Genomic DNA, 22,635 nt, shown 5'->3' with positions numbered 1-22,635 from the left:
GATATTCTGATTGTCAACAATCTACCAAAGTAGTTAGGTGTTAAAGATGCCCATATCCCGCGAGGAGTACGCTGCGCGGCTCCATAATGTGCGCGCACGGATGACCGAGCAGAATCTGGCCGCGATACTGGTCTCTGACCCGGCCAATCTCTACTATCTGATCGGCTACAACGCGTGGTCGTTCTACACCCCGCAGTTCTTGTTCGTACCGGCATCTGGGGATATGATCTTCTATTCCCGCGCCATGGATGCCTTCGGGGCGTTCCGCACCGCCTGGCTGCCCCCCGAGAACATCGTCGGGTATCCGGAACACTATGTGCACCACGGCGAGATTCACCCGTTCGACTGGGTGGCAGGCGACCTGAGGGAGCGCGGCCTGGTCTCCCCGATCGCGGGGGAACAGGTGGGTCTCGATCTCGACGCGCACTTCTTCTCGCCGAAGGCCTACCGCTCGTTGGTGCAGGGGCTGCCGGAATGGGATTTCGTCGACAGCCACGAGCTGGTCAACTGGGTTCGACTGATCAAGTCACCGGCCGAGATCGACCTGATGCGGGCGGCATCCAGGGTGTGCACCGAGGCGATGAACGCGGCCATCGAGCATGTGCGCGTCGGTGCCAGGCAGTGCGACGTGGCCGCAGAGATCAGCCGCGCCCAGGCCGCGGGAACGGCGGAATTCGGTGGGGACTACCCCGCCATCGTCCCGATGATGCCCACCGGGCAGGCGGCCGACACGCCACACCTCACCTGGAACTCTGAACCCTTCGAGGATCATCAGGCGGTCATAGTCGAACTCGCCGGCGCGCACAAGAGATACCACACCCCGCTCGCGCGCACGATCATGCTCGGCAAGCCGTCGAAGAGGCTGCAGAAGGTTGCCGGTGCTGTGGGCGAGGGACTTGAGGCTGTTCTTGATCTGGTACGCCCCGGAATCCTCGCTACCGAACTGTCCGAGGCATGGGACATCACGCTGGCCAAACACGGCTACCAGAAGCCGTCTCGCCTCGGCTATTCGATCGGAATCGGCTACCCGCCCGACTGGGGCGAGCGAACGGTCAGTCTGCGCAGCGGCGAACAGACCGAGCTCCAGGAGAACATGACCTTCCATCTGATCTGCGGAATGTGGATGGACAACTACGGCTACGAGGTCTCCGAGCCCTTTCGGGTGTCGGCCGACGGTGTGGAGACGTTCACGGACTTTCCGCGTGAGCTCATCCAGAAAGGAAATGAATGAGAACCCAAGTACTTCCACTCGCGCATCGGGCCTCGCGGCTGACGGGGTCGGTAATCGACTCGAGCACCTCGCTGCTCGCCGCACAGACGCACGACATCGTGCGATTCGCGATGGGATCGCCGGCCGATGAGGCGGTGCCGCTCGACGAATTTCGCGACATCTCAGCGGCCACTCTCGACCATCACAGCCTCACCTATGGGGCGACCGAGGGTGAGCCCGAACTGCTCCACCAGCTGCTTGCATACCTCGCCGCATCCGGCCAACCCACCAGCCGTGACCGCCTGACGATCACCTCAGGCGGCATGCAGGGGCTCGACCTCGCCTTCAAGCTCTTCGTCGACCCGGGCGACCTCGTGATCGTCGAGAGCCCGACCTACACCAACGGTAGCGCGACGGCCGCCAGCTATGGCGCCCGGATTCTTGAGGCGCCGATGGATGACAATGGGCTCATCGTGGAGGCGTTGCCGTCCCTGGTGGAGAAGGCCGGCCGCATCCCCAAGGCCATCTACGTCATCCCCAACTTTCAGAACCCGACCGGAACCACCCTGTCCCTTGGACGCCGCGAACGATTGATCGAATTGGCGCATGAGTGGAACGCGGTGATCGTCGACGACGACCCCTACGAATTGCTGCGCTTCTCCGGTGAGCACCTGCCCGGCTTCCAGGAGCTCAGCCCGGACGACCCGCTGATCTTCTCGGTGCGCACCTTCTCGAAGATTCTCGCGCCCGGCATCCGAGTCGGCTGGGTCGACACCGACCCGGCGGTGCGTGAACTCGTGATCAAGGCCAAGCAGGCTATGGACACCTGCACGAATGTGCCGGCCCAGCACCTGGTGGCCGAATTCATTCGCCGGGGTGGGCTGGCCAACCATATCGAGCGCATCAGGGCCACATACCACGAGCGCAAACTCGCGATGGTCGCAAGCCTGACCGACCACCTGGGCGAACGCATCACCATGACCGACCCCGACGGCGGGTTCTTCCTGTGGCTGACCCTCCAGGGGGCCGACGCCAGCACCTCGACGTCTGACCTGTTCGAGACGGCGCTCGCCGAGGGCGTCGCGTTCATTCCGGGGCCCGCACTGTCGGCGGCCGGGCATTTCGACGACGCCCTGCGACTGTGTTTCGCATCGTCGTCACCCGAGCGCATCGAAGAGGGAGTGCAGCGCCTGACGCGCGCGCTGGACATCGCACGGGATGCGCGATGAGCCGCGATGTTGCCCTGCCGTCCGGCCTGACCGAGGCTGAGGCGGCGGTGACGGAGCAGATCGACGTCGAGGAGATCGTCGAACTCACCTCCACGCTGATCGCTGCAGCGGGCGAGAACCCCGGCTCCACCGAGGAGGCAACGGTCGCGGCACTGTCCGCCGCCTGCAGCCGGCTTGGTTTCGAATTGGAACTGTTCGATGTGGCGCCTGGAAGGCAGAACTTTGTGGCGACGCTGGCAGGCGGCAGAGAGCCGGGGCTCATGTTTCTCGGCCACTCAGACGTGGTGCCTGCCGGTGACGGCTGGCTGCACGATCCGTTCCTACCCGCTGAGAAGGATGGTCGGCTGTACGGTCGAGGCTCGACCGATATGAAGGGCGGTCTGGCAGCGGTCATTCTCGCCATGGCGGCGATCAGCCGGGCCGGTTTCTCGTTGCGCGGCCCGGTGCAACTAGTGTGCACCGTTGATGAAGAAGACCTGGGGTTGGGTATCCGCGCGTACGCGCCGATCGCACCCCGAGGCAGGTTTCAAGCTTGTGTGGTGGCCGAACCCACCGATTTGAAGACGGTGATCGGATGCCGCGGTGACAGCTATCTCAGGCTCGGCGTCACCGGCGTCGCCGCACATTCGGGCCGCCCAGACGACGGGCGCAACGCGATTGCGGCTGCCGCGCGGGTTTTCGAGCTGATCCGCGCCGATCATGAGAAGCACCGCCAATCACCCGACCCGCTGCTCGGCGCCCCGACCTGGAGCCTGGGTACCATCGTCGGCGGAACCGGCACGTCAATCGTCGCCGCGGAGTGTGTGGCCTCGATCGACCGGCGCCTGATGCCGGGGGAAGACGCCCGTGAGGTTGCCGACGACATGCTGCAGCGGGTTCGCGATGCTGGCATCGACGGCGACGGGATCCACATCACCCTCGATGTGGAGATGGAGATGCCCGGGTTTCGCACCGATCCGGGGCATCCGCTCGTGTCAGCCGCCGTCGACGCCATCGATGATGCGGGCGGCGGCCGGCTCGAGGTGGGCGGTTGGACCGCGGCCTGCGACGGCGGGTTCATCTCGCGCGACGTGGGCATCACGACCATCGTGCTCGGGCCGGGTGGCCTGAACGACCAGGCCCACCAGGCCAACGAATCGGTGGGCATCGACGAACTCGTGATCGCCGCCCGGGCCTATGCGCTGATGGCGCTACGCCTGCTCGGTGTGACAGATGACAGCGGTGCAACAGAGAACCTCGGTGCAAAAGAGAGCAAGGAGTGAACGTGGCAGGGTCGAAGTCACCGGTGGTCGTCGTGTTGCATGGCAAAGACCTTCCTGCAGGAATGGACGAGGTCGAGGCCGTCGCCGAGGTGCGCTATGTGAAGGCTGACGGGCTGGCTGCCGCGCTGCCCGGTGCAGACGTGCTCTTCCTCTGGGACTTCTTCTCGTCAGCGGTCGAGACGGTCTGGGAGCACGCGGATTCGCTCAAGTGGATCCACGTGGCCGCGGCCGGGGTGGACAAGCTGCTGTTCGATGAGCTCAACGAATCCGACGTCGTGGTCACGAACGCCCGCGGTATCTTCGACCGCCCGATCGCGGAGTTCGTGCTGGCCAGCATTCTGGCGATCGCCAAGGACATCCCGGGTTCGCTTCGCCGCCAGGAGAAGCGCCAGTGGGAGCACCGTGAGACCGAGCGCATCGACGGCACCAAGGCGCTGATCGTCGGCACCGGGGCGATCGGTCGGGCGACCGCGCGCATGCTGACCGCGATGGAACTCACGGTGGTCGGCGTCGGGCGCACCGACCGCGTCGACCCCGACTTCGGTGTGGTGCACGCCTCCGACCGCCTTGCCGACGTGGTTGCCGATGCCGACTGGCTGGTGCTGATCGCACCACTGACGGATGCCACCCGCAACATGGTCGACAAGGCGGTGCTTGATGCGCTGAAGCCCACCGCCCGGGTGATCAACGTGGGCCGCGGTGAGCTGATCGACGACGACGCGCTTGTTGATGCGCTTGCCTCCGGGGGGATTGCCGGGGCCGCGCTCGACGTGTTCAGCACCGAACCGCTGCCCGACTCCAGCCCGCTGTGGGCTATGGAGAACGTGCTCATCTCGTCTCACCTGAGCGGTGACGCCGTGGGCTGGCTCGAGCGGCTCTCAGACTTGTTCCGCGAGAACTTTGACCGCTACGTGCGCGGCGCCGACCTCGTGAACGTGGTCGACAAGCAACTTGGCTTCGTGCCCAACTGACCCCCGTGCGCGCTGTGCGCGGAGCGAACGCTGGGCTATTCTCGCGTGCGCACCAGTTGGAACGCTTCGCTCAAGTTCGAACAGGTGCGAAGCGTTCCGCGTGGCGCGAAGCATTCGCGGGCTGGGTGCCTCAGCGAAAGAGGGTGCCGAGGCCGTCCAGCTTCAGCGGACGGCCGGCGATTCGCAGGCCCTCCCACACCGTGACCTGGTTGGCGGTGAGCACGATCTTGCCGAGCTCTCGCTCGAGATCGTCGATCCACCGCAGCGAGTGCATCGCGGTGTCGGGGATGAGAACGGCCTGTGCGTCTGGATGATCCGCAGCCTTCGCCATCGCAATCACCTCGTCCCTGCCGAGCAACCCCACCTCGCCCGCTGTGGCTATGTCGTTGCTGGTGAACGACAGTACCTCGATGCCGAAGCCGCAGTCGTCGAGAAACCTCCGGAAGTGTTGCGCCAGGTCGTCGGGGTAACTCGCCGCGACCGCCACCGAAGTCACGTTCAGGGCGCGGCACGCCTCGGCGAACGCGATCGAGGTGGATGATGCGGGCACTCCGGCTGCCTCGGCCACCTCGTCAGCCTGAACGTGAGCCCCGGCCCAGCCGTACACGAAACTCCCGGAGGTGCAGGCCCACATCACGGCATCGGGATGTAACGATTGGAGCTCACTTACTCCGGCGAGTAGATTCTCGGTTCCACCGACAGCCAGCAGCTCATCGACGAGGTGCGCGACATCGCCGCCAGCGGTGCGAACAAGGGGGAGACTGAGCAACCCGGGGTGGGCACTTTCCAAGTAGGGAAAGTCGTCGTCAGCGCCCAATCCGGGGTAGAGAAGGCCGATATTTAGCGGAAGTGGCATTTGCAACCCCTCGGGTGACTGTGGCAAGGTAGCTCCCTTGTATAGAGAAATATTTGACCCGATTCCTAAATGTTATTCGTTGATTGTTGACAATCCTATAGAGAATCAATAAGTTCGACTAAAGCACGAACGCGCTGTTTCGTACAGTTGAACAGCAGGAGTCATACATGGCCCAAGGTCGGGCCCCAACGAGATCGGACACCAAGAATGAACCGAAATCCTCAACGTCGATTGATGATGCGCACGATCGGTGCCGTCGCTGCGGGACTGCTTTTTGCCGGCAGCCTTGCTGCCTGCTCGTCGGCATCCGGCGGCGCAGACGGCGGCGCAAGCGACGGTGCCTCCAGCGCCGGCAACACGCTTGAGCGGGGAAAGGCTGACGGCTACCTTCGCGTTGGTATCGCCAACGAGCCGCCATACACGGAGGTCACAGCGAGCGGTGAGGTGCACGGGGCTGAGCCAGACGTGCTTCGCGCCGTTCTGAAGACCATGGGCATCGACGACATCCAAGGTGTCATCACTCCCTACGACGCTATGGTCCCTGGGCTGAACGCTGACCGCTGGGACGTGATCGCCGCCGGGCTGTTCATGAAGCAGTCACGCTGTGACGCAGTGGCATACTCCGAGCCGGTTATCGTCTCGACTGAGTCATTCGGTACCCCCGTGGGCAACCCGAAGAACATCACCACGATCAAAGACGTTCTCGACAACAAAGACTTAAAGGTCGCGGTGCTCACCGGTGCGTTCGAGCAGGGAATTCTTGACTCCGCAGGCGTTCCCGAAGGGCAGATGGTTCTCGTGAAGGACAGCCGAAGCGGCATGGAGGCGGTCACCGCCAAGCGTGCAGACGCATTCCTGCTGCCGACACTGTCGCTGCGTTCACTCGTGGAGCAAGACGCGAGCATCGAAGTGACTGCACCAATCGAGGATGCCCCGCGCACAGGCTCGGGCGCTGCATTCCGCAAGGGTGACACCGAGCTGCTCGCCGCCTACAACGAGGCACTCGCCGCGTTCAAGAAGACTCCCGAGTTTGCCGCGATCCTCACCCAGTGGGGCTTCGACCCCGACGTGGTTGAGGGCGTCACCGCCGCGGAGCTCTGCAAGACCGAGGGCTAGTTTCCTCCGGGCGGGGCACAGTTGCCGTGCACACAGCAGCTGTGCCCCGTCTCATTTCGCTCGCCGCCAAGGAAGGCTGGTAAAGCTTGAGTGCGATAATCGACTTCTTCCCGCTCATGATGCAGGGCCTCGGGGTCACCATCCTGGTCACCGTTCTCGGGATATTCTTCACCCTGATCGTCGCTTTCATCGCAGGATTGACCGGGCTCTCGAAGCGCTGGTACTTGCGTTGGCCATCAACAGTCTTCGTGGAAGTGTTCCGCGGCTCCGGCCTGCTGGTACAGATGTTCTGGTTCTTCTACGCCCTCCCCGTGCTCTTTGACATCCGGCTCGAACCGCTGGTCGCCGGTGTGCTCGCACTCGCACTCAATGAGGGCGCCTATGCCGCCGAGATCGTTCGCGGCACCATCCGATCAAGACCCAAGGGCCAGACCGAAGCGGCCATCGCGCTGGGAATGAGCCCGGGCCTTCGCATGCGACGCATTCTGATCCCGCAATCGATTCCCGCAATGCTTCCCGCGTTCGGCAACGTGATGGTCGATCTCTTGAAGAACACATCGTTGGTGTCTCTCGTCACGGTTTCGGATCTCACGTGGCGCGCGATGAACGAACGCACTGTCACCGGCAACACGGTGGAACTCTTCCTCACGATCCTGGTTCTCTACTACCTACTTTCGTTGCTTCTCGGCTGGCTCACCCGCTGGCTGGAGAAGAGATTCGCGCTCGACCGTAAATCGCTGGCCAAGGCGCGACCGCGCAAGGCCGTGCTGGTGGGAGGGAGGCTCTGATGAACGTCTGGGACAACGAATTCGCGATCTCGATCATGCCCGCCCTGCTCAAGGGGTTCTGGCTCACCATACAGATCACTTTCGTAAGCTTTGCGATCAGCTTGGCCGTCGGGTTGCTGGTGGCCATCGTGCGCTTCCTGAAGATCCCCGTGGTGTCGAAGCTCTTCGACTTCTACGTGTCGTTCGTGCGCGGTACCCCGTTGCTCGTTCAGGCGTACATCGCGTTCTTCGTGCTGCCACTGTGGGGGATGGGGTTCGACGCCCTGCCGACCGGGATCGTGGTGCTCGGCATCAACTACAGCGCTTACTGCGCGGAGGTCTACCGGTCGGGTATCGAGCAGGTGCCCACAGGGCAGTGGGAGGCGTCGCGTGCGTTGAGCCTGCCGCCTGCGCGCACCTGGTTCAGAATCGTCGTGCCGCAAGCGGTACGACCGATCGTGCCTGTCATGGGCAACTACCTGATCATGATGTTCAAAGACTCCGCGATCCTGTCGTCGATCACCATCCTCGAGTTGATGGGCACCTCACTGCAGATCGGTGGCAACTACTACATGTACCTGGAACCGATGACGATCGCTGGGTTGCTGTATCTGGCGATCAGCTTCCCGTCATCACTTTTGATTCGCCGATTGGAGCGACGCCTTGTCCCCGCATACTGACATTCTGCACACCCTGAATTCCCCGGAGCCCAGCTCTGACATTGAGATCTCCTTCGCCGGAGTCGACAAGGCGTGGGGCGATAATCACGTTCTGCGCGGCCTCGACTTCGAGGTGAAGGCCGGCGAGAAGGTTTCGATCATTGGACCATCCGGTTCGGGCAAAACCACTATTCTGCGCATCCTGATGACGCTTGAGACTCCGGATGTGGGGCTCGTGACGGTTGGCGGCGATACCCTCTGGAACGTGAAGCCGGGCGAAAAGGCCAGGGAGACCAAGCAGACGATCGCCACTCGCCGCAAGGTGGGCATGGTCTTTCAGCAGTTCAACCTGTTTCCGCACATGACGGTGCTGGAGAACGTGATCGAGGCACCCATCCACGTGCTGGGGCTTTCCAAAAAGGATGCGACCGAACGTGCGGTCGACCTGCTGGAGCTGGTGGGCCTCAAGGAGCACATGAAGCACACCCCGCCGGAGCTCTCTGGGGGCCAGCAGCAGCGTGTGGCGATCGCGCGAGCGTTGGCGATGCGCCCGCGTGTCATGCTCTTCGACGAGCCGACCTCGGCGCTTGACCCCGAGCTGATCGGGGAAGTGCTGAACGTGATCCGTCGCCTGGCGACCACCACCGACATGACCATGCTGCTGGTCACCCATGAGATGCGGTTCGCCCAGGAGATCTCCGATCGGGTGGTCATGTTCGACAAGGGTGTCGTAGTCGAGGCGGGCCCTCCCGACCAGATCTTCAAGAGCCCCGAGCACGACCGCACGCGCAAGTTTCTGGAAGCCGTCAACCCCTACTGATCCCCGCGTCACCCTCGACCAGCGTGAATTTACGCGGGTTGAGGGATCCTGAGGAACGAAGGATCGTCTCGAAACCCATAACACCAGGACTTCAGCCTCAGCGCTGCAGCGTCGCCTCCAGCAGCCGCTGGCCGGGGCCCACCGCCTCCAGCCCGACCGCGCGCAACACCGCCCACATGGTGGCCTGGTTCGCGCTGACGATCGGTTTGCCGAGTTCCGCTTCCAGCGGGGAGATCAGGTCGTAGGTGGGCAGGTTCGTGCAGGAGACGACGATCGCCTGGGCATCAGGAGTGTTCGCCTGCCGGATCAGCTCGGCGGTGCGCCGGTACGGCACCGCCCAGATCTCGGAGTCGAGCCCCAGGTGAGCGGCGCCGGTCACATCGATCTCGTGCTCGGCCAGAAACCGGGCCAGCTTCGCAGTGATCTCCGCGTCGTACGGGGTGGCGATGGCGACGGCACCTGCGCCCAGCGCGGCCAGGGCGGCGACGACGGCACCAGAGGTGGTCACCGCCGGGGCGCCGCCGGCCTCGGCCATGGCGGTCGCGATTGCGCGTTCCCCATCGCGGCCGTTCACGAAACTGCCCGAGGTGCAGGCGAATGCATACGCGGCCGGTGAGATCATCTTCAGTTGTTCGGTTGTGGCGCGGAGTGCCGCTTCGTCGCCGAGTAATCTGACCATCTCCAGAGTCACCGGGAGCGCCTCGTACGGGGTGCGGGCGAAGAGCAGGGCAGCGGTGTCCGGAACCCATCGCCACAGCTCGGAGTCGAGGGCCATGTCGTAGGGGGCGACGATCCCGACCGGGATGCGCCAGGCCGGGCCGTCCGGGATGCCCGACGGTGATGCGTCTGGAAAGTCGGGGGCGACCGGGCCCGGAACGCTGGCGTCTGGAACGCGCCTGGGCGGTGGCGGGGTGAGGTTCATAACGGGACTCCAAGGGGACGAACCGGGTGCCATCGGCCTCGGTGACAATACGAGAGTAATTGTTGACAATCCTACGTTATGGGTCGTAGTCTCAGGGAAGATATTCGTCGGTGATTTTACGCCGGATCAAAGGAGTTTCTGCCATGGCGCGTTACATCACGGTGACTCTCGAGAAGCGCGGCGTCAGTTGCCTCGCCCGACTGCTTGACGACGAAGCACCGCGCACAGCTTCGGCGGTGTGGAATGCCCTGCCGCTGTCGTCTCAGGTCTTCCACGGCAAGTATGCGCGCAACGAGATCTACAACCTGGTGCCCGCCTTCGCAGAGGTGGAGCCGGGTAAGGAGAACACGACCGTCACGCCGATCCCCGGCGACCTCTGCTACTTTCAGTTCGACTCCGACGTGCTGGTCACTCCGTCGCACGGCTACGGCGGCGGCGAGGTGCCGACCGAAAAGCGCGACATCATCGACCTGGCCCTGTTCTACGGCCGCAACAACCTGCTGATCAACGGCGACCAGGGCTGGGTGCCCGGCAATGTGTTCGGCACGGTCGTCGAGGGGCTCGACGAGATGGCGGCCGCCTGCCAGGACATCTGGATGGGCGGAGCCCGCGGCGAGACGCTGACATTCGCCCGCAGCGCACGCTCCTGACGGCTGGCACATTCTTTTCGCCCTGGCCTGCGAAGTGGTTCGTCGTTTCGTGAAAGCGGGCGGCATCCACGCACGGGAGAGATGTTCGGTCGGCCGCCGGCCTTGTGCTGGTTGTGTTCGGCATGCTGCAGACGAAGACCTAGGGATGGGTTCTGCCGCTGTTTCCGCCCACCATCAACGGTGCCCCGATCACCCCGTTGGGCCTCTCCTTGGTGCCCTATTTCATCGTGGCCGGGCTGCTGCTCTGGTGGTTCTTTCGTCGGCAGAGCACCCTCGAACGCCACGGTCGGGTGCCACTGCTTCACGTTTCGATGCTCTCCATCCGCCGGCTTCGCAGCGGCCTGAGCGTCGTGGCGGCACAATACGCTTTCACCGCCGGGTTGTTCTTCATGGTTCCGATCTACCTGCAGATGACTCTGGGTCTCAATGCGCTTGATACCGGCATCCGCATCTTTCCACTCTCGATTGCGCTCATCCTCTTTTCGATGGTAGGCACCTGGCTCAACCGGAGTTGGTCGCCGAAGTTCATTGTGCGCATCGGCCAATTGGTTCTGATTGCCAGCAGTCTCGTGTTGGTCGCGTCGGTGTCTGCAAACCTGAAGAGCGTCGCCTTCGGGGTCGGAATGTTCTTCGCCGGCGCTGCGCTCGGTCTTCTCGCCTCACAACTCGGCAACGTGAACATGTCGAGCGTTCCTGAGAAGCAGTCGAGTGAGGCCGGCGGGCTGCAGGGAGTGTTCCAGAATCTCGGATCTTCGTTGGGCACCGCCCTGATCGGTTCGATTCTGATCGCCTCGCTCGGGTCGATCTTCCTGGCCGGGGTGAACCCCAGCTCACTGCCCCAATCGGCGAAGACGACGGTGGTGCAGTCAACGGACTCCGGTGTTGCCATCGTGCCGGCCTCGTCCGTGCCACAGATCGCCGAAAAAGCGGGCCTCAGCTCCTCGGACAGCAGCGAACTGATGGGCCTTTACCAGGATGCACAGGTGAGCTCGCTGCGCATCTCCTTCTTCGCGCTCGCCCTGATCAGTGGCCTCTCCCTGATGCTCTCCCGCAACATCCCCGACACGGTGCTGACCGATGTGCGTAACGACGAGAACGAAAAAGAAGAAGAGGAAGAAGAAGAGGAAGAAGATAAAGGCGTACCGGCGCCCTGACCAGAGCGCCGGTCATTGGCTTCCGGTCGCGGAAGAGGTCACCCAGAACGGAGAACACGGCCAACAGGTAAGCGGTGAACGCGAAAGTCCGAAATAGCATGCAGAAGACGTTTCAGAAACGTCTTGGCCGGGCCCTTGCCGGCTGGGGTGCCCGTGGGCGACAGGGGCTATCGTGCTGATTACGAACGCTCAGGCCGAGACGGGGGGAGCCTCGGCCACGCCGCCGTAGAGTTCGGGGCGGCGGTCGGTCTGAACATTGTTGTTCTCGCTGATCTGCTTCTCCAGCGCATCCGTCAGGTCGAGAGAGGCGTAGGCGATCATCTCCGCCCCGAGACGGATCTGGGTGACCGGAAACCCGTCGGCATCGACGATGACCGAACCGCCCACCCAGTCCTGCCCGCGCTCAGTGCCGACCCGATCGGCTGCAGCGATGAACATTCGGTTGGAGGTGGCGTTCGCCTGTACCTTCACGATCTCACTCGGCCGCTCGCCGTCAGGCCGAGGGTACTCCGGCCAGTTCACCGGCGAACACAGCAACTGGGTGCCGGCCAGCGCGAGCAGGCGCATCCACTCCGGAAACTCCAGGTCGTAACAGATGGCGATGCCGATCCGCCCGACGGCAGTGTCTACCACCGGGGGAGTCTCCGAACCTGGAGTGAACTTGTTCTTCTCGAAGTTCCACAGGTGTGCCTTGCGGTACTTCGCGAGAACCCCGCTCGCATCGACCGCGACGGCGGCGTTGTAGACGTTGCCGTCGTCACCGGCTTCGACGAACCCGCCCACAATTATCAGGTCGCGCTCACGGGCCAATTCTGCCCACTCGGTGACGGTCGGCCCGTCGACGGTCTCGGCTGCGGGCCGCAGCTCGTCGAGGTCGGTGAACATGTAGCCGGTGTTGCACAACTCCGGCAGCACGATGACTTTGGCGCCGACATCCGCCGCCTCGATGATCGCGGCGCGCGCCTTGGCGCGGTTACCGGCAATGTCGCCAACGGCCAGGGCGAGCTGGCAGCAGGCGACGGTGGTCTTGGCGTTCGCTGTGATCGCTGTGTCTGTCGTGTCTGTTGTGGATGTTGCGGGGGACTCCAAGAGTGTCTCCTGTCGTTGAAGGCGGCGTGCCGCACCCTCGCGGGCGGGGCCACCCTTTGATCGTACGTGCAGTTCGACTGTTGGCGTGGTCGACCCTGGTCAGTGGGCCGAGCCTTCCAACTGCAACCGGCTGAGGCGGCGGGCCTCGGCCTCGGCCGTCAGGTCAAGGTTGCGGGAGAAAATGTAGTACAACACGGCGGAGACCGCCAGACCCACGATGAACGACATGTCTGCACCGCCCAGCGCTTGGGCCACCGGGCCCTCGTAGAAGGTGGTCGAGAAGAACGGGATCATCGCGACGAAGCCGATCAGGTACGCGGTGACGCCACGCCACGCCCACCGGCCGTAAATGCCTTTCGGGTTGAAGATCTCGGTGATGGCGTACTTTCCGTGCCGCACCAGGTAGAAGTCGACCAGGTTGACGGCGGTCCACGGCACCAAGAAATACAGCATCAGAATGACGAAGTCGTTGAAGCTGCCGAGGTAGTTCTCCGGGATCGCGAGCGCGACGATGAGCGTGACGATGCCGACCAGAACCAGGCCGACCACCCGCAGGCGCACGGTGGGACGCACCTGTCGGAAGCCGTCGACCGCGCTGGAACCGGTGAGCATTGCGCCGTAGGCGTTCACCCCCATGATCGAGACCAGGGCGACGCAGGAGACCAGCACGGCGAACGTGCCGAACCCGGGAAACAGGTTGTCGCCGACGCGCTTGATCGCCCCGATCGCGTCGGCGTTGGGAATCTGGCTGGCAAGGATCCCGCCGAGTGACATCAGCCAGACGGCCGATCCGGCGGCCCCGGCGTAGACCCAGCTGATCAGTTTCGGGGCCGACACGTTCTCGGGGAGGTAGCGCGTGTAATCCGAGACGTACACGGCGTAGCTGATGTTGTACCCGGCCGCTAGGGAGAACTGCACCAGGAACGCTGTTGGATCCCACCCGGCAGTGGCTGCGGGGGCGGCGGGGTCTCCGCCGAGGGTCGTGATCGCGAGGATGGTGATGATCACGAACACGACGATCAACAGGTACGTGAGCCAGCGCTGCACGAAATGCAGCAGGTCGTGGCCGACCACGGCGATCACGATGGAGATCGCGATCAGCACGGTGTACCAGAAGAAGTTGTTGCCGGGAAGAACCAACTGCAACCCCTGCGTGGCCAGGATCGTGTCGAAGACCATGAACCCGATGTAGACGAACACGGTTGCCGCGAACGGGAAGATGATTCCCTGGGCACCGAACTGGGCGCGGGACTGAATCATCTGCGGCAACCCCATGCGTGGCCCCTGGTTCGCGTGGAACGCCATGAAGAATGTGCCGAAGCACGCACCCAGGGTGACCGCGAGAATGGTCCAGCCCACGCTGAGCCCCATCACCGGGCCGATGAAGCCGGTCACCATGGTGGGCAGCACGAAGTTGCCGGTGAACCAGAACGGTCCCTGGTGCCAGACCTTGCCCCCACGTTCGGCGAGTGGGATGTAGTCGATGGAATGTCTCTCGATGACCCCTTCGCGTGTGCGCGGCGGGGAGGTCGGTGGGTTATTCGGTGCCGCGTTCATCGTCATCCTTTTCGGCGGGGACGGATCGTTCGCGGGGTGCGAGCGATGAGATGATCTCGTAGGCCACGTGGGCGGCGGCGATGCCGGTGATCTGGGCGTGGTCGTAGGCGGGGGCGACCTCGACGATGTCGGCGCCGACCAGGTTCACGTGCTGCAGTTCGCGCAGCATGGCCAGCAGTTCCCTGCTGGTCATCCCGCCGGCCTCCGGGGTACCGGTGCCGGGCGCGTGCGCCGGGTCGAGCACATCGATGTCGACCGACAGATACACGGCGCGGTCGCCGAGGCGGGCGAGCATCCGATCGATCGCCGACTGCAGGCCTTCGAGTTGGATCTCGTGACTGGCGATGATCGCGAAGCCCAACCGTTTGTCATCGCGCAGGTCCTCACGGTCGTACAACGGCCCGCGGATGCCGACGTGCAGGCTGTGCTGCAGATCGATGAGGCCCTCTTCGGAGGCGCGGCGGAACGGGGTGCCGTGCGTGATCGGTGCCCCGAAGTAGGTGTCCCAGGTGTCGAGGTGGGCGTCGAAGTGCAGCACGGCGATCGGGCCGTGTTGGGCGTGCGCGACCCGCAGCAGCGGCAGGGCGATGGTGTGGTCGCCGCCGATGGTGACCAGTTTCGTTCCCCCCGTGGCCAGGTGGCGGGCGCCGGCTTCGATCTGGTCGACGGCTTCGAGGATGTTGAACGGGTTCACGGCGATGTCGCCGGCATCGGCCACCTGTTGCGAGGCGAACGGGGAGACGTCCTGCACCGGGTTGTAGGGGCGCAGCAACCGCGAGGATTCGCGCACATGGGAGGGGCCGAAGCGGGCCCCGGGCCGGTAGCTGACACCGCTGTCGAACGGCACCCCGACGATCGCGATATCGGCGCGCGGCACCTGGTCCAACCGCGGCAGCCGGGCAAACGTGGCGATCCCGGCGAACCGGGGCACCACACTCGCATCGACCGGGCCGATGGGAACGCTTTCACTGGTCATGAGAATCCCTGCCTGTGCCGAGAAGAGTCGTGCACAATTTGAGTTTCCGCCCGTGCGGTCAGTGTGGCAAGGGCGTGTTCGCGGGCCTCAGGAGGGTGTCGGCGCGCGAGTCTCAGCGTTGAAGAACTGATAACCTGAACTGACGTTCAATACCTGCGTGATGTATCCGCACAGTTTCGACCGTGGACTGGGAATATGCTTCGGCGTGCCCGGTCGAGGACAGGAATTGAAGAGTCTCTCAGCCCGAATGCGCCACAGCAGAGTGACACGGTCCGCGCGCCGCGGCCGGGCTCGCCACAATCGGCGGCGCGTTCTGCAGAAACCCAATTATTAGGAGTGTTGTTGAAAAACCGTATTCTCATCGCGGCGGGCCTTGCCGTTGCGTCCAGCCTGTTCCTTGCCGGCTGCAACCCTGCCGTGCCCGACGGTTCGCCGGCCGACACAGGCACGACCGATGGTTCCCCGGTGAATGTGAGCATCGCCACCCAACCGTGGATCGGCTACGGACCCTGGCAGATCGCGGTGGAGAAGGGCTTCGACACCGACCACGGTGTGAAGCTCGACCTGATCACCTTCAACACCGACTCCGACATGATCTCTGCGTTCGGATCGGGCCGAGTTCCGCTGGCGGATGCGGCGCTCAACACCTCCGCCGTCTACTCGACGGCCGGTCAGGATGTCAGCAACGTGCTCATCCAAGCCGTCACCACGACCGCCGACGCCGTGATGGCCGGCCCCGGGCTCGACACTGCTGAGTCGTTGCGTGGAAAGCGCGTCGCCTTCGAGGAGGGCGCCACCAGCGACATCCTCATCCGCGACTACCTGGCCACGGCCGGCATGACCCTCGACGACATCACCGTCGTCGGCACGCCCGCCTCCTCGGCGGGAGCCGCACTGCTCTCCGGCGGGGTGGATGCCGCGGTCACCTACGAGCCCTACCTCTCGGCCACCCTCGGCGAGGGCAGCGACCTGCAGGTGGTACACACGGCTGCCGAGACGTTCGGCCTGATCACCGACGCCCTGCTGGTGAACCCCGACTGGGCGAAGGAGAACTCCGAGACTCTGGAGAACGTGTTGCTCGCCTGGAACGACGCGGTGGAGTTCTTCGAACAGAATCCCACCGAGGGCCAGACCATTATCACCACCGCGATCGGTGCCGACCCGGCCGAATTCGCCGAGACCTTCAAGGGGATTCAGCTGATGACCCTGACCGCGTCGAACGAGTTCTTCGCCGACGACTACGGCCCCGTTGCCGACGTGCTGAAGAACCTCTGGCAGACCAGCGGCGATGCAGCACTTGCGGAGGTCGACCTTGCCGGGATCGCCGACCCGTCGTTTGGTGAAGCTGCTCTCGCCAGAAGATGAGACGCGACTCACGGCGCGGACTCTTCCACCAGGTCAGCGCCCGCGACTACTGGGTGTGGGGCGGTTCGGCGCTGGCAGCGCTGTTCGCACTCTGGTGGACTGTCACAGCCCTGCAGCTGGTCAGCCCGTACTTTCTGCCGTCACCGGCTGCCGTTCTCGGGGCGTTCACCGAGCTCTGGGGTGATGGCACCCTGCAGGGCGACCTGGCCATAAGCCTGCAACGAATCGCGATCGGGTTCAGCATTGCGACCCTGTTCGCCCTGCCGGTCGGCATCCTGATGGGAACCGTGTGGCGGTTCGAGGCCGCGGTCGAGCCGATTGTCGACTTCATCCGGTACATGCCCGCCGTCTCGTTCGTGCCGCTGACCATCGTCTGGTTGGGTGTGGGCGAAGGCCAGAAGTACTCGATCCTGTTCATCGGAACCTTCTTTCAGCAGGCGCTGATGGTGATGGACAATGTGAAGCGCACCCCGCGCGAATATGTGCAGGTCGGGCAGACCCTCGGAATGAAAACGCTGCCGCTGCTGGGCCGCATCGTGCTGCCCTACTCGGCGCCAGCGATCTGGGACACCATTCGGATCACCCTCGGTTGGGGCTGGACCTGGCTGGTGATCGCCGAACTCGTCGCCGCCGAGAGCGGTCTCGGGCATCGCATCATCGTCGCGCAACGCTACTTTCACACCGACCGCATCTTCATGATCATCATCCTGATCGGTGTGATCGGCCTCGTCATCGACCAGGCCATGCGGGCCATCGACCGCGCCTGGTTCGGCTGGTCCAGAGGAGGAGCCCGATGAACGCAGTCGCGGAGTTCGCTAACGTCTCCAAGACGTTCGCCACCAAGAAGGGCGAGGTGCAGGCGCTCGCACCGGTCTCTTTTCAACTGCACGCCGACGAGTTCACGACACTGCTGGGCACCTCCGGTTGTGGCAAGAGCACCCTGCTGCACATCGCTGCCGGGCTGGAGACTGCCAGCAGCGGCGAGGTTCTGGTCGACGGCGTGCGGGTGGACGGCCCTGGCCGAGACCGCGGCATGGTGTTCCAGTCGTATTCGCTCTTCCCGTGGCTGACGGCGGCCGAGAACGTGGAATTCGCGTTGAAAGGGCTCGGGCTCAGCCGCGCGGAGCGCCGGGAGATCGCCCACGAACAGCTGCGCCTGGTCGGCCTGGAGAAGTTCGCCGATGCCAAGCCGGCCGAACTCTCGGGAGGTATGCGCCAGCGGGTCGGCATCGCCCGTGTGCTCTCCTACCGGCCGAAGATCCTGCTGATGGATGAGCCGTTCGGCGCCCTGGACGCGCAGACCCGAATCGAGATGCAGGAGTTGTTGACCGAGGTGTGGGAGAGTCACCGGCTGTGTGTGCTGTTCGTCACGCACGACATCGAGGAGGCGATCTACCTCTCCGACCGCATCCTCGTGATGAGCGCGCGGCCGGGGCGAATCAAAGACGATGTGCGCATCGAGATTCCGCGCCCGCGCGGCCCCGAGGTGCTCACCTCGCCGGCCCTGATGGAATACAAGGAGTCATTGACCGCGTCAGTGCGGGCCGAAGCCCTGGCCTGAAACGTAAAGTCGTGTGTGAAGCCGAACGGCCGCGGCGGTGCGAGGCACCGGCGCGGCCGCTCCTGGTGAGCTGTGACCCGGGGTCAGCCCTGGCTGAGTGCGGCGAACCGGAACCGCAGTGAGGCGTCGAGGGCCGAGTCGATGCCCTGGATGCTCTTCTTTGCGATCACGATGTCTGAGCCCTGGAACAGTGGGATTGTGGGCAGGTAGGAGGCTGCGATTTCTTGAGCCTGCTCCATCACCTTCGTGCGCTCGTCGGGGTCTGCCGTGACCCGCTCCTTCTCGATCAGCGCGTTCAGTTCCGGGTTCTCGGTGTGGGCGCCCAGGATCGACGGGAATTCCGGGGTTCCGTACCAGACGTTGATGTAGTTGTCGGTGTCGGGAAAGTCGGAGAACCAGCCCAGCTGGTAGGCGGGGTAGTCGGTTTCCGAGTCGGTGACGTACTGGGTCCACTCGGTCGATTGCAGGTCAATCGCGAACAGGCCGCTCGAGTCCAGCTGCTCCTTGATCGCGGCGTACTCTTCGGAGGAGGAGGAGCCGTAGTGGTCGGTGTTGTACTGCAGGTTCAACGCCACCGGGGTGCTCACACCGGCATCCGCCAGCCGCTTCGTGGCCTTGGCCACGTCGGGGCCACCGTTGCCATCGCCGTAGAGGCGCTTCAGGGCATCCGTCGATCCGTCGAGGCCGCTCGGAACCTGGGTGTAGGCGGGTGCGTACGTGCCCTTGAACACCTGGTCGGCGATTGGCTCGCGGTCGATCAGGTCGGCGACGGCCTGGCGCACTGCGAGAGCCTTGGCCGGGTCGGCGTCAGGCAGCTTGTTGCCGAACGGCGCGATGTCGAAGTTGAAGACGATGTAGCGCATCTCGCCGCCGGGGCCGGTGTGCACAGCAAGCGCGTCATCCTTCTCCAGGTCAGCGACAGCGGTCGGGCCGAGGGTGCGGTAGACGACGTCGATGTTGCCCTGCTGCAGGTCGAGCTTCAGGTTGTTGTCATCGCTGTAGTATTTCATCACCAATGACGGCGTCGCAGCCTGGTCAAGGATCCCGTTGTAGGTCTCGTTCTTCTGCAGGGTGAGCAGGCTGTTCTTCTCATAGGTGCTGATCGTGAACTGACCGTCGAACGCGTTGGCTTTCACGATGGCGTTGTCGTCGGCCAGGGCGTCGGCGGGGAATGTGTCTTCATCGACGATGATCGCGGCCGGGCTGGTGAGCAGCTGCGGCCAGAGAATATTGTTCGGCGATGACAGCTCGAAGACCACTGTGCTGTCGCCGTCGACGGTGACCTTCTTGAGGTCGGACAGCAACTGGGAGGGGCCGTTCGCGTCGGCGATCGCGACCATGCGGTCGAAGCTGAACTTCACATCGGACGCCGTCAGCGGGTTGCCGTTCGCGAACGTGAGCCCGTCTTTCATGGTGACGGTGAACTCGGTGTCGGAGGTGAACTCGGCCGTTTCGGCCAGGTCGGGCACCGGCTGGGTGTCACCGGGCTCGGAGGTGAGCAGCCAGCGGTACACCTGGTTGTGCAGGGTGGCCGAACCGAGGTCCCAGGCGCCGGCCGGGTCGAGCGAGACCACCTTGTCGGTGGTGCCGATGATCATCGGCTCACCGGCGGCTGGCGCATCCGAGCCCGAGGTGGTTCCGGCGTTGGCGCAGGAGGCCAAGAGGCCGACGGTCGCGACTGAAGCGAGAACCGTCAGTAGTTTGTTCGTTTTCGTCATGCCGGCATACTCCTTTGATGGGGCGTGGTGTGGTGCGGTGGCGCGCTCAGGCACAGGGTGGCCTGTCGCGCGGGGCTCAGGACAGGATGGACGCTATGCGGTCGCCCTCGAATGCGGCGATCACAGACTCCTCGGTGGAGAACTGGTCGGGTGCGGTGCGGTCGAGGCGAAAGGGGTGCGGGTCGACGAACGGCTCGGCGCCAACGATCAATTCGCTGACCAGGCGCCCCATGGCCGGGCCGTGGGTGACGCCCGACTCGTTGTCGCCGGCCAGCACCCAGATGCCCGCGCAGTCGGGAACCGGCCCGACGTAGAAGTTACCGTCGACCGTGTACACCGGGATGCCTTGGATGATCTCCGCAGGAGTCGTGCCGCGCAGTTTCGGAAACACCTTCTCCAACGAGGCCTGGCACTCGCGTTGGGCCTGGATCAGCTGCTCCACGACCGGGCGGTCGCGGCCGATGGTCACGCCATCCTTCTCCAGCGCGCTGACGCTGCGGTAGGCGGGGCCGAGACCCCACGAGAAGGCGCCGTGCAACTCGCGCAGCCACAACTCGAAGTCGAGGCATTGAACGGTGGGCATGGTCGATGGCAGGCCGCAGTCGTCGGTGACGAACCGGGTCGCCACCACCGGCACCAGCGGCAGCGGCCAGCCGAGGTCGGCGAGCAGGTCGGCCGACCAGGCACCGCAGGCGAGCACGACGCGCGCCGCGGGGATGTGCCCGGTGTCGGTCTCGACGCCGGTGACCGCGTCGTCGGTGCGGGTGAAACCGGTCACGCGTTCGTTGAAGCGGAATGTCACTCCGGCGGTCTCCAAATCGGCGAGCACCGCGAGAAGGGCGAGCCGTGTGGTCAACTGGATGCCCTCGGCCAGGTAGACGCCGCCGAGCACGGCATCCGGGTCGATGGTGCCGCCGCTGATCTCGCCGATCTCGGCTGGCGTCAATTCACGGGTGCCGGGCAGTTTGTCGGGGTGGTCGAGAATGCCCGTGCGAATGCGCTCCAGGGTCTTCTCGGTGGTGGCCAGCACGAGGTTGCCGTTCGCGGCGAACTCGATCTCGTGGCCCGCATCCCGCAGGCCCTTGTAGAACTCGATGCTGTATTGGGCCATGGCGATCGCGGCCCGGTCGAACCGGCGCCCCGAGTCGGCGGCGAAGGCTGCGACGAACCCGGCTCCGGCCTCGGTGGTGCCTCCGAGCGGTTCGACCGCGTCGACAATGGTGACGTCGGTCGCGCCCGCGCGCACCAGATGCAGCGCGGCGGATGCACCCAGAATGCCGGCTCCGACAACGCAGATGGGCTCGGAAAGCTGGTGGGAATCAAGGGGCATAACTCACTCTAGTCAGGCGTGATGGGGGTGCGGATACGGACGATTGGAAGAAATCAACCGCTCCCGTTTCGACATATGTCGGAGCCCACCCGATGGGTGTCTGACCTGATCGGTGCCTCATCCGCTCGGGTGAGCGGGCCCGATCAGGTGAGCAGCCCGGTCAGGCGGGCCATCCTCAGCCCGAGGTCGAGCTGGAAGCGGTCGTCGCCGTCGGCAGGGGAGAGGCCGCAGATCTCGGTGATGCGGCTGAGCCGGTAATAGAGGCTGGCGCGGTGGATGTGCAGTTCGTCGCTGACCGCCTTCGGTGAGCCTCCGCTTCGCAGATACGACTCCAGAGTCGCCACGAGTTGGCCGGTCGAGTCTGCGTCGATCAGTCGTCGCACCCGCGGGTCGACCAAGTCGCTCGGGCCGTTGTCCAGCGGCAGTTGCAACAAGACGTGGTAGGCGCCGAGGTCAGACCAGGCGACCACGGTTCCGAACCCGGGCATGCGGTCGGCCAGGTGCAGGCAGAGCCTCGCCCGGTCGACGCTCGTGCGAATGTCGTCCAATTCCTCCACCCGCGGGCCGACGCCGGCGCACCACACCGGGGCGCCGGTGGCCGGATTCAGCTTGTGCAAAGCGGCGGATGCGCGCGACAGCACATCGTGGGCGAATGTGCCCGACATGCCGGTATTGGCGACAAGAAGCACGGTCTCGGTCTCGGTCACGTCGGCGGCCAGAGTCTTCAACCCGTCGAACGTTCGGGTGAGGGCCGAGGTCAGCTGGTCATGGTCGGCCCCGGCGGCGGCGGTGAATACGACACCGAGCACAGGCGCGGAGGCCCAGCCCTCCTCGACCACGAGCCGGGCAGCCTCTCGGTCGGTCGGGTCGTCGGAGAGCAGCCGCGTCACGACCCAGCGGTCATCGGTGATCTGGGTGCCGTCGCCATGCGTGGTGGCGTACAGGGAGGCAGACAGTGCGCGCGCACCACTGGAGAGCGCGTCGTACTGCCACTGCTGCAGGGAGTCGTCATTGTCGATCACCCAGAGGTATCCCAGACGCACCGCCCCCACGACCAGTGGCACGCAGACGCGCGCGTCGTAGCCGATGCTCTCGTTTGCGGGCAGTCGCACCGGCTCGGTCGCGGTGTCGATGCCGTACGAGATGCCGTGTGCGATGGCGGCCTCGGCGGTACGCCGGTAGAGGATCGATTCCACCCGGGTGCCGTCCTCCCGGCCGTCGCCGGCGGTGTGGGCGATCAGAACGAAGTCGGTGTCGTCGACGGCGAGAGCGCGTTGAACACGTCTGCTGAACCGCTCGAGTTCACTTTGAAACGAAGACATGACCGATCTCACCGTCGATTGCGACACGGTGCCGCCCCTGTGTCTTTCGACAAATGTATATGACGTGCCTGTAAATCCTCAACGAACAGCCATGACGGTGG

At 64.4% G+C, this 22,635-nt stretch carries 21 protein-coding genes; 13 read left to right on the top strand and 8 right to left on the bottom strand.

The features are described from left to right. Positions 1 to 46: 46 nt before the first annotated feature. From DL891_RS14485 to DL891_RS14470, 4 genes are read left to right on the top strand one after another with little or no spacing between them, the layout of a single operon-like run. The gene (locus DL891_RS14485; protein WP_111721164.1) at positions 47 to 1,231 is read left to right on the top strand and encodes a M24 family metallopeptidase; all 1,185 of its coding nucleotides are present in this window, start codon (positions 47 to 49) and stop codon (positions 1,229 to 1,231) included. Further along, positions 1,228 to 2,439: a PLP-dependent aminotransferase family protein gene (locus DL891_RS14480; protein ID WP_111721163.1), complete on the top strand. Its 1,212-nt coding sequence runs from the start codon at positions 1,228 to 1,230 to the stop codon at positions 2,437 to 2,439. Before DL891_RS14485 ends, DL891_RS14480 begins: the two co-directional genes overlap by 4 nt. Beyond that, on the top strand, positions 2,436 to 3,701 hold the full coding sequence (locus tag DL891_RS14475) for a M20 family metallopeptidase (RefSeq protein ID WP_111721162.1): 1,266 nt from the start codon (positions 2,436 to 2,438) through the stop codon (positions 3,699 to 3,701). Before DL891_RS14480 ends, DL891_RS14475 begins: the two co-directional genes overlap by 4 nt. A 2-nt stretch (positions 3,702 to 3,703) precedes the next feature. Continuing rightward, entirely contained in the window at positions 3,704 to 4,672 is a 969-nt protein-coding gene (locus DL891_RS14470) for a D-2-hydroxyacid dehydrogenase (protein WP_304598471.1), read from the top strand. 130 nt (positions 4,673 to 4,802) lie between these two features. On the opposite strand, the gene DL891_RS14465 is transcribed toward DL891_RS14470, so the two are convergent. Next, a complete protein-coding gene (locus DL891_RS14465) occupies positions 4,803 to 5,528 on the bottom strand; it encodes a maleate cis-trans isomerase (RefSeq protein ID WP_111721161.1) in 726 nt (241 codons plus the stop codon). Between the two features lie 234 nt (positions 5,529 to 5,762). Between DL891_RS14465 and ehuB the strand changes: the two genes are divergently transcribed. From ehuB to ehuA, 4 genes are all read left to right on the top strand, one after another. Then, positions 5,763 to 6,644: an ectoine/hydroxyectoine ABC transporter substrate-binding protein EhuB gene (ehuB, locus tag DL891_RS14460; RefSeq protein ID WP_232819196.1), complete on the top strand. Its 882-nt coding sequence runs from the start codon at positions 5,763 to 5,765 to the stop codon at positions 6,642 to 6,644. A gap of 86 nt (positions 6,645 to 6,730) precedes the next feature. Next, on the top strand, positions 6,731 to 7,432 hold the full coding sequence (gene ehuC / locus DL891_RS14455; RefSeq protein ID WP_198668932.1) for an ectoine/hydroxyectoine ABC transporter permease subunit EhuC: 702 nt from the start codon (positions 6,731 to 6,733) through the stop codon (positions 7,430 to 7,432). After that, complete coding sequence (ehuD, locus tag DL891_RS14450) at positions 7,432 to 8,091, top strand: ectoine/hydroxyectoine ABC transporter permease subunit EhuD (RefSeq protein WP_111721159.1); 660 nt, start codon at positions 7,432 to 7,434, stop codon at positions 8,089 to 8,091. The genes ehuC and ehuD overlap by 1 nt, the downstream gene beginning before the upstream one ends. Next, positions 8,075 to 8,890, top strand: coding sequence for an ectoine/hydroxyectoine ABC transporter ATP-binding protein EhuA (gene ehuA, locus DL891_RS14445; protein WP_368665637.1), 816 nt, complete (start codon positions 8,075 to 8,077; stop codon positions 8,888 to 8,890). The genes ehuD and ehuA overlap by 17 nt, the downstream gene beginning before the upstream one ends. Before the next feature lie 97 nt (positions 8,891 to 8,987). Here the strand turns inward: ehuA and DL891_RS14440 are convergent, their stop codons facing one another. Then, on the bottom strand, positions 8,988 to 9,812 hold the full coding sequence (locus tag DL891_RS14440; protein WP_157962536.1) for an Asp/Glu racemase: 825 nt from the start codon (positions 9,810 to 9,812) through the stop codon (positions 8,988 to 8,990). Positions 9,813 to 9,955: 143 nt separating this feature from the next. Here DL891_RS14440 and DL891_RS14435 point away from each other — a divergent pair, with 143 nt between their 5' ends. Both DL891_RS14435 and DL891_RS14430 read left to right on the top strand, forming a co-directional pair. Further along, on the top strand, positions 9,956 to 10,462 hold the full coding sequence (locus tag DL891_RS14435) for a DUF3830 family protein (protein WP_111721158.1): 507 nt from the start codon (positions 9,956 to 9,958) through the stop codon (positions 10,460 to 10,462). Positions 10,463 to 10,659: 197 nt separating this feature from the next. Continuing rightward, positions 10,660 to 11,616: an MFS transporter gene (locus DL891_RS14430; RefSeq protein WP_157962535.1), complete on the top strand. Its 957-nt coding sequence runs from the start codon at positions 10,660 to 10,662 to the stop codon at positions 11,614 to 11,616. Between the two features lie 189 nt (positions 11,617 to 11,805). Here DL891_RS14430 and DL891_RS14425 read toward each other — a convergent pair whose 3' ends face one another. From DL891_RS14425 to speB, 3 genes are all read right to left on the bottom strand, one after another. Continuing rightward, positions 11,806 to 12,705 carry a nitrilase family protein gene (locus tag DL891_RS14425; RefSeq protein ID WP_198668931.1) on the bottom strand — a complete coding sequence of 300 codons (900 nt, stop codon included), beginning with the start codon at positions 12,703 to 12,705 and terminating at the stop codon, positions 11,806 to 11,808. Positions 12,706 to 12,804: 99 nt separating this feature from the next. Further along, positions 12,805 to 14,262: a cytosine permease gene (locus tag DL891_RS14420; RefSeq protein WP_111721156.1), complete on the bottom strand. Its 1,458-nt coding sequence runs from the start codon at positions 14,260 to 14,262 to the stop codon at positions 12,805 to 12,807. Then, the gene (gene speB, locus DL891_RS14415) at positions 14,243 to 15,238 is read right to left on the bottom strand and encodes an agmatinase (protein WP_111721155.1); all 996 of its coding nucleotides are present in this window, start codon (positions 15,236 to 15,238) and stop codon (positions 14,243 to 14,245) included. Before speB ends, DL891_RS14420 begins: the two co-directional genes overlap by 20 nt. A gap of 342 nt (positions 15,239 to 15,580) precedes the next feature. On the opposite strand from speB, the gene DL891_RS14410 reads away from it, so the two are divergent. Genes DL891_RS14410 through DL891_RS14400 form a run of 3 tightly spaced genes read left to right on the top strand, consistent with a single transcriptional unit; the run spans position 15,581 to position 18,164 of the window. Next, the gene (locus tag DL891_RS14410; protein ID WP_157962534.1) at positions 15,581 to 16,603 is read left to right on the top strand and encodes an ABC transporter substrate-binding protein; all 1,023 of its coding nucleotides are present in this window, start codon (positions 15,581 to 15,583) and stop codon (positions 16,601 to 16,603) included. Continuing rightward, positions 16,600 to 17,400 carry an ABC transporter permease gene (locus DL891_RS14405; protein ID WP_111721153.1) on the top strand — a complete coding sequence of 267 codons (801 nt, stop codon included), beginning with the start codon at positions 16,600 to 16,602 and terminating at the stop codon, positions 17,398 to 17,400. The genes DL891_RS14410 and DL891_RS14405 overlap by 4 nt, the downstream gene beginning before the upstream one ends. Continuing rightward, positions 17,397 to 18,164 (top strand): ABC transporter ATP-binding protein, encoded by a 768-nt coding sequence (locus DL891_RS14400; protein ID WP_111721152.1) that lies wholly within the window; start codon positions 17,397 to 17,399, stop codon positions 18,162 to 18,164. The genes DL891_RS14405 and DL891_RS14400 overlap by 4 nt, the downstream gene beginning before the upstream one ends. Positions 18,165 to 18,247: 83 nt before the next feature. On the opposite strand, the gene DL891_RS14395 is transcribed toward DL891_RS14400, so the two are convergent. The 3 genes from DL891_RS14395 to DL891_RS14385 form a co-directional block, all read right to left on the bottom strand. Beyond that, on the bottom strand, positions 18,248 to 19,882 hold the full coding sequence (locus DL891_RS14395) for an ABC transporter substrate-binding protein (RefSeq protein ID WP_111721151.1): 1,635 nt from the start codon (positions 19,880 to 19,882) through the stop codon (positions 18,248 to 18,250). 76 nt (positions 19,883 to 19,958) lie between these two features. Then, positions 19,959 to 21,212, bottom strand: coding sequence for an FAD-binding oxidoreductase (locus DL891_RS14390; RefSeq protein WP_111721150.1), 1,254 nt, complete (start codon positions 21,210 to 21,212; stop codon positions 19,959 to 19,961). Between the two features lie 143 nt (positions 21,213 to 21,355). Continuing rightward, the gene (locus DL891_RS14385; RefSeq protein WP_111721149.1) at positions 21,356 to 22,534 is read right to left on the bottom strand and encodes a CdaR family transcriptional regulator; all 1,179 of its coding nucleotides are present in this window, start codon (positions 22,532 to 22,534) and stop codon (positions 21,356 to 21,358) included. Positions 22,535 to 22,635 lie beyond the last annotated feature (101 nt).

The organism is Homoserinimonas sp. OAct 916 (assembly GCF_003260275.1).
Lineage (GTDB): Bacteria > Actinomycetota > Actinomycetes > Actinomycetales > Microbacteriaceae > OACT-916.
The sequence above is the reverse complement of the archived record's forward strand: the minus strand, read 5'-3'. Positions and strand labels throughout refer to the sequence as shown.